The sequence below is a fragment of the Bradyrhizobium sp. AUGA SZCCT0283 genome (genome assembly GCF_018130385.1).
Classification (GTDB): domain Bacteria; phylum Pseudomonadota; class Alphaproteobacteria; order Rhizobiales; family Xanthobacteraceae; genus Bradyrhizobium.
The window spans coordinates 39,294-45,924 of the sequence record NZ_JAFCLU010000044.1; the positions used below are offsets into that span (position 1 = coordinate 39,294).

The window sequence follows — 6,631 nt, forward strand, 5'->3', positions numbered from 1 at the left end:
ACGCGTCAAACCAGGAATCTAGAGCCCCGTTTCGATTCAATCGAAACGGAAAAGGTTCCAGGCTGGCGGCATCACGGAATTCTGTGCGGCTACGCGCGAGAAAAGCATGATCGTGCCTTGCACGCACGCGCCGATTGCTGCAGCGTTGTTTGAATGCGCACGGCTCGCCGATCCCTGTACCGATGGACGCTCGCGGCGGCCCTGAGCGTCGTTGCGCTCGGCGAAACGTTGGTGCCGTGCACGGCGTTCGCCGATATTCCCGCCATCGCGCAGCGCCAGCGGACCGAGAAAAAGATCTTCACCGACAACGAGGTCATCGAAGGCTTTCTGAAGATCGCGTTCGGCGCCGAATATCACCTCGCCGGCCGTGTCGACCGCATCCGCAAGTATGACGGGCCGGTGCGGGTGTTTGCCGACGGCAACCGCGCCGACCGCAAGACGCAGCTTGCGAAAATCGTCGCCGACATCGCCGCGCGCGTTCAGCACCTCGACATCGCCATGGCCGGCAGCCTCGAAGACGCCAATGTGCAGGTCAAGCTGGTGCGCGACCGCGATCTCCAGCGCACCATCGCGACCTTCTACGGCAGCGAACGGGCAAAAGAGATTCGCTCTTCGCTCGACCCGCAATGCCTGTCGGGCTTTCGCAAGAACGAGAAGTTCGAAATCGAGCACTCCGACGTGATCCTCACCGTCGACAATGGCGACTTCGTCTTCTTCGATTGCGCCTATGAGGAATTGCTGCAATCGCTGGGACCGATCAACGATACGGCGAGCGTGCCCTGGACCATGTTCAACGACAATGTGTCGATGGGCTATTTCGACGTCTACGACCAGTATCTCCTGAACCTCCTCTATGATCCCAGGATCAAGGCCGGCATGACCGTGCAGGAGGTCAAGGCGGTGCTGCCGGACGTGCTGGCCGACGTGCGCGCATGGGTGCGCAAGGTCAACAACCTGCCGGAGTAACGAGCCTCGGGCCTCACCCGTTATTGCGAGCGAAGCGAAGCCATCCATCTTTCCGTGCACGAGGTGACAATGGATTGCTTCGCTTCGCTCGCAATGAAGGCGGAGAATGCGGGACAATTTCCCGCCAGCGGCAGCCCTGGCAAAACCCTTCGTCAGGCCCGCCAGCGTCCCTCGCGCGATGGTTGAAAACCCGGTGGCCCCCTGCATCCACTTTTTTCCAGTGACAACGCAAAGTTTTATTGACGAAAGATTGTGACTTCCGGGAGCAAATCCTGTCTAATGGGACTCATGGGCGCTTCCTATAAGTTTTCCAAATGAACGACCTGCCACGTATCCAGGCCTTGCGCTGCTTCATCACCGTGGCCCGCGAAGGCACGGTGTCGCGTGCGGCCACCTTGCTGCATCTGACCCAGCCCGCCGTCAGCCTCCAGCTGAAGGGGCTCGAAGAGAGCACCGGCTTGCAGCTCTTCAACCGAACGCCGGGCGGCTTTACCCTGACCGAAGCGGGCGCCGCCTTGTTGCCGCTCGCGCACCGGACGGTATCGGCCTCAGCGGATTTCAGGACGGCGGCAGATTCGTTGCGGGAATCGCAGCGGGCAACGCTGCGGGTCGGCACGATCCTGGATCCCGAGTCGATCCGGCTGGGCCCGTTCGTGCGAAGCCTCGCCACTTCCTCGAAGAAGACCGAAGTCTTCCTCCGCCACGGTATGAGCGACGACGTGCTGGCGCAGATCGGCAGGGGCGAGCTCGACGTCGGATACTATATCGATGCCACGCCAGCCGAATGCCTTGGGTTGGAGATGCTGCCCGAACGCACGATCGAGGATGGCAAGTTCCGGCTCACGCCACTGATGCGCTACGACTACCGCGTGATCGCCCCGCGCGAATGGAGCGACAAGGTGCTGGGAAAGGACTGGGCCGACCTCATCGACCTGCCCTGGATTGCGACGCCGCATGCCTCGGCGCATCGGAGGCTGATCGACGACGTCTTCCGGCCCATGGAGTCATTGCCGAAACGCGTCGCCTTCGCCGAACAGGAAGACGCCATGATCGAGTTCGTCGAAGCCGGCAGCTGCCTCAGCCTCGCCCGCGACTGCGTGCTCGACCGCATCACGCGCGACCGGAATTTCGTGATTGCCGACAAGGTGGCGCTGACCTGCGACCTCAGTTTCGCCTGCCTGACGTCGCGGCGTCACGAGCCGATTATCTCGCAAGCCTTCGCGGCCATGCAGGCGGTATGGGACCTGAAGCCGGGCGGCGCAGCGCCCGCGCCGATCGAAGCGGCAAGATCGCGGAAAAGCGCCCGGCGCTAGCTCCCTCTCCCGCGCGCGGGGCAGTCAAATTTTGGTATCGCAGATCGACTTCAGCGATCGCCATTCCTCTGATGTCAGCAGCGGCGGCCCGCTGGCGGAGCGGTCTTCCCGGCTCATCCGCGCCAACCGGTCCTCGCTCAGGGGATGGGTGGAGATGATGGAGAGGCCCTTGCCCTCCTTTCCGGTGACCCGAAGCAGCAACTCCCCGGTCGGCTTCGCCGGCCGGCCGAGCCGGTGCATGACGTCGATCGCAAAACCGTCGGCATTGGTCTCGGCCTCTCGCGAATGCGACGACGTCAGCAGCGTGCGCGAGCCGAAGATCAGCGCGCTGGAGCCGGTGATGTCGCCGAACAGCAGTCCGACCAGGAACGACGTGCTGCCGTCGCGGATCAGTCCGCGCATGTTGTCGCGATGCTTGAGATGGCCGAGTTCATGGGCCAGCACGCCCGCGATTTCGTCGGCGTTCTCGGCCTTCGCCAGCAATCCGTCGAACAGATAGACCTTGCCGCCCGGCAGCGCGAAGGCATTGGGAATCGGACTCGACAGCACACCCGACTGCACCGAGGTGTCGAGGCCGGCGGATTCGCGAATTGAAGTGACGAGCTTGACGAAAGCCTTCTGCCCGGCGGCGTTGTCGCAAGCCTTGGCATTGAACATCGTCTTGATCTGGCTGTCGGCGACGTCGCCGAGCCGCCGTTCGAACGCTTGGGGCACCAGCGGCGTCAGGCGATCGGCGATCAGCGGAAGTCCGAACAGCACCACGGCAACGATCGAAACCGCGGCCGCGAGCGACCAGCCGACAATGACGGCAACGCCGCGGCGGCCGGGCGTGTTTTCATCCAATTTGGCGCAGCGCGAGACCAACTCGCTTGCCAGCGCGTCGTCGCGAACCTCCAGCCGCGCCAGCACAGGTGCGCTGAGGCAGCCGAGGCGCAGCATGCCCGCTGGGCTGTCGGCGCGGCGGATGTCGGCATAGTCCCACGCCGCCAGCGTCTGTTCCTGTTCGATGATTTCGAGCCGGTCGGAGAATTGAAGCACAACCGCACGGCGCCGGCTCGACGTCCCGTCGAAATAGGTCGCCGCATTGGCGGGCGGTGTTTTCGAAATCTCTGGCGCGTCGCTATCCATTGTCATTCACGCCTTAGCCCTAGAATCCGCCGACATCGAGACCGTCGGCAAACCCTTCGCCGAGCGCGTTGGCCAGATCGCCCCGCGCCGCGACGTTGGCGGCGGCCTCGAGGCCGCTGATATTGACCGAGCCCAGCACCTTCACCCAGAGATCGCGCGTCAGATAGACCCGGATCACGACGTTGAACGAAAGCGCCAACAACAAATAGCCCAGACCGGTCAGCACCAGCAGCGGAATGCTCCTCATCAATTCCGGTGTCTTGAAAAATTCCGTCAATCCCGCACCGCTCATGCTGGCGACCAGCACCGCGCACAGCGCCAGATAGACGGCGAAGACAAGCCCAAGCATAGCCATCCAGCCGATCACTTTCCAGTACAGCCCGATCAATGCGCTCTTCGGCAACGACGATTCCAGACGCACGCCGCCGAACCGGATTCCGGATAGCCACCAGCGCCATTCGATGGCCTTGTAGCCGGCGTAAATGAAGGGGGCGATCGGACTTATATAGAGTGCGATCGGCGTGAGCAGCCACAGCCACCAGCCGCGCTTGAAGAACTCCCAGCCGCGCCCCTCGAAACTGCCCTGCAGGTCGCCGTAATGGGAATGCCGCATCTTGTAGCGTTCGAGTGCCGCAGCGCGCCATGGCAGTATCAGTCCGAGCGTGAGGATCATCAGCACGCCCCATAGCGAGGCCTGCAAGGCATAGATCCAGCCCGAGCCGGTCATCCAGAAGCGCACGCCGCGCCATACCGTGCGCGTCATCCGGTAGCGCCGCGCGCGAAAAATCGCGAACTGCCCGAACAGATAGAAGAAGGCGATCAGGGGGATGCTGGCGAACGCCTGATAGTGCTCGGCCTCGAGACCGATCAGAAAATAACCGAGATAGATCGGCACCAGGATCGCGAGCGCGACCAGGAATCCGATCAGCAACTCCTTGCCGCGGCCGGTATATTCGGCGGCATCGCCATCGACCAATGTGTTGGACCAGAGATAGCGGCGGATGTCGGTGAGGAGCCAGAATCGGTAGAAGCCGAGAGTGACGAGCTCCAGCGCGGCGCCGCGCTTGGCCAGATCAAAGAATTCGCTGCGCTTGCCGGAAAACGCCACCGGCATCGGCGGCGGCACGGGCGAAGGCTGTGGTGGCGGCACCTGCGGGGGCCAGCTCATCTGGTTCATGGATCAACTCCAGCGCGAACGGTGGCGGATCAAACCACAAATTTGTCGACCGTTGTGTGACCCAAGTCCCACACCAGAGCACGATCCAGACCCGCAGGACCGCGCCAGCACAAAGCGGCGCCACCGCTTCCCTCGTACTCACAGCGACTATTTCAAATATCCGACCACGAGCCGTGTAGCCTCGTCGACGAGCGTCTTAACAGCTTCGTCCGAGAGCTTCTGAGCATTGTGCAAGACCGCCGTATGAGCCAGCGCCTCTATCGTTGTCACGCACACAAATGTGGCAAGTCCTAAGTCGGTCATACGAAGTTCATCGCTGTGGCTCTCGAGATAGGCCCTGAACAGCGCATAGGTTTCGCGATTGAAGGCTTCGAGATTTGCAAGGCGCCCTGTGCGCGGAATCTGCTCTGCCAGGACGCGGTGTAGCCTGGGGTCGATGCGATGCGCTTCGATCGCGACGGCAACAATCCTGCGCACCGCCTTCTCAATCGGCTGCGAGGCGACCTCCGCCAGCGCGCTACGGACGACCCGCATAATGTCCTGATTGTGACGGTCGATGACGGCGGCAACGAGTGCCTCCTTGCCGGGGTAATATTGGTAGAGCGAGCCAACGCTCACGCCCGCCACTTCAGCGATACGGTTGGTGCTGGCTTTGTCGAAACCCTCCTTGACCAAAATGCGAGCTGTCGCTTCGATAAGCGCGTCAACCGTCGCACGCGATCTCTCTTGAGAGGCATGTTTCCTGGGTTTCGTGGGTGGCTTGCGCGCCATGTTCTGCGTTCCAGATGCGAGTAGGTAATGCGAGCTATCGCTCGTATTATATCTTCGGACGGCGACAAATGAATAGTCGTGACTTCCGGGCTGACAACAAGCACGCCCCCCCTCGCACCCCAAACAGGATGTAGCCATGAGCGTTGGAGAGGTATCAACACAGCAGGTTCAGGAGTTGCTGCCGGACAATGCCGGGCCTAGCTGGCAGAGCCGCTGCATCAATCGTCTGCTGCGACTTCTTCCCATCAAGAAGCGGACGGCGTCCGCTGCTGCCGTGCAGGAGCACGTGCGCAAATTGGCATCGCGGCCGGCGCCTCATGAACCGACGGGTCTGGGCCGCGGCGTTGAGGTAACGTTGAAGAGCGAGGCGGGATGGCCCGTCTATAATACGGCGCCGTCTGCAAATCCCGAAATTGGCAACCACGTGGTGTTCCTGCACGGCGGCGGCTACATCAACGAGATCGTTCGCGCCCATTGGCGCTTCATCGGTTACCTGACCCGTAATGCTCGCGTCCGTTGCGTCGTCCCCATATACCCGCTGGCTCCCCGTGCCACTGCGAAGGACGTCGTGCCGGCCACCGGTGAGCTGTTGCGGAAGCTTCTGGAAGATGCCGGGCCTGCGAAGGTCACGGTGGTCGGCAACTCGGCGGGTGCCGGGTTGGGGCTCGCGGCAGCCCAGTGGTTACGAGACTCCGGATATCGGCAACCGGACGGGCTGGTGCTGATCTCGCCCGGGGTAGACGCTTCGATCAACCGGCCGGAGCATATGGCAATCGCCGTTCACGACCCCGTGCAGGATATTCCGGGCATCATCGAAGCAGGCCGTCTCTATGCTGGCGACCTGGATGTCACCCATCCCTATGTCAGTCCGTTGAATGGCGAGTTCCGCGGGCTTGCGCCGATGATCATATTCTCCGGTACGCTCGACCTTCTCTATCCCGACAGCATCGAGATGGCCGCGAAGGCGCGGGCAGCGGGTGTGCCGGTCGAGCTTCATCTGCGGCAGGGCCAGCCACACAACTATGCGGGGATGCCGACGCCGGAAGGCCGGCAGGCGCGTAAGATTATCCTGCGCGCCGTTGCCCAGGGACTGACGTGATCGTCGTCACAGGAGGCACCACTTGATCAGATGATCTGGCGCGTGGAAGCCGTGCCCTAACGAACCCGTGCTCTTGTTGACTCGGCGCAGCTCAGCCTATGCGGTCTTTTCGAACAGTTCCCGTCCGATCAGCATGCGGCGGATTTCGCTGGTGCCGGCGCCGATCTCATAGAGCTT

The 6,631-nt window shown here is 62.3% G+C and carries 6 protein-coding genes; 3 read left to right on the plus strand and 3 right to left on the minus strand.

What is annotated here, in order from left to right; all coding sequences use genetic code 11:
- The first annotated feature begins 153 nt into the window (after positions 1–153).
- Together JQ624_RS34570 and JQ624_RS34575 are read left to right on the plus strand one after the other, a co-directional pair.
- Entirely contained in the window at positions 154–966 is an 813-nt protein-coding gene (locus JQ624_RS34570; RefSeq protein WP_212423358.1) for a DUF2927 domain-containing protein, read from the plus strand.
- A gap of 314 nt (positions 967–1,280) precedes the next feature.
- Positions 1,281–2,279 carry a LysR family transcriptional regulator gene (locus JQ624_RS34575; protein ID WP_212423359.1) on the plus strand — a complete coding sequence of 333 codons (999 nt, stop codon included), beginning with the start codon at positions 1,281–1,283 and terminating at the stop codon, positions 2,277–2,279.
- A gap of 24 nt (positions 2,280–2,303) precedes the next feature.
- On the opposite strand, the gene JQ624_RS34580 is transcribed toward JQ624_RS34575, so the two are convergent.
- The 3 genes from JQ624_RS34580 to JQ624_RS34590 all read right to left on the minus strand — a co-directional run bounded on the left by JQ624_RS34580 (position 2,304) and on the right by JQ624_RS34590 (position 5,355).
- Positions 2,304–3,407 carry a M48 family metallopeptidase gene (locus tag JQ624_RS34580; RefSeq protein WP_212423364.1) on the minus strand — a complete coding sequence of 368 codons (1,104 nt, stop codon included), beginning with the start codon at positions 3,405–3,407 and terminating at the stop codon, positions 2,304–2,306.
- A 19-nt stretch (positions 3,408–3,426) separates the two neighbouring features.
- The gene (locus JQ624_RS34585) at positions 3,427–4,584 is read right to left on the minus strand and encodes a DUF898 family protein (RefSeq protein WP_212423360.1); all 1,158 of its coding nucleotides are present in this window, start codon (positions 4,582–4,584) and stop codon (positions 3,427–3,429) included.
- A gap of 147 nt (positions 4,585–4,731) precedes the next feature.
- On the minus strand, positions 4,732–5,355 hold the full coding sequence (locus JQ624_RS34590) for a TetR/AcrR family transcriptional regulator (protein ID WP_212423361.1): 624 nt from the start codon (positions 5,353–5,355) through the stop codon (positions 4,732–4,734).
- Positions 5,356–5,491: 136 nt separating this feature from the next.
- Between JQ624_RS34590 and JQ624_RS34595 the strand changes: the two genes are divergently transcribed.
- Positions 5,492–6,454, plus strand: coding sequence for an alpha/beta hydrolase (locus tag JQ624_RS34595; protein ID WP_212423362.1), 963 nt, complete (start codon positions 5,492–5,494; stop codon positions 6,452–6,454).
- Positions 6,455–6,631 lie beyond the last annotated feature (177 nt).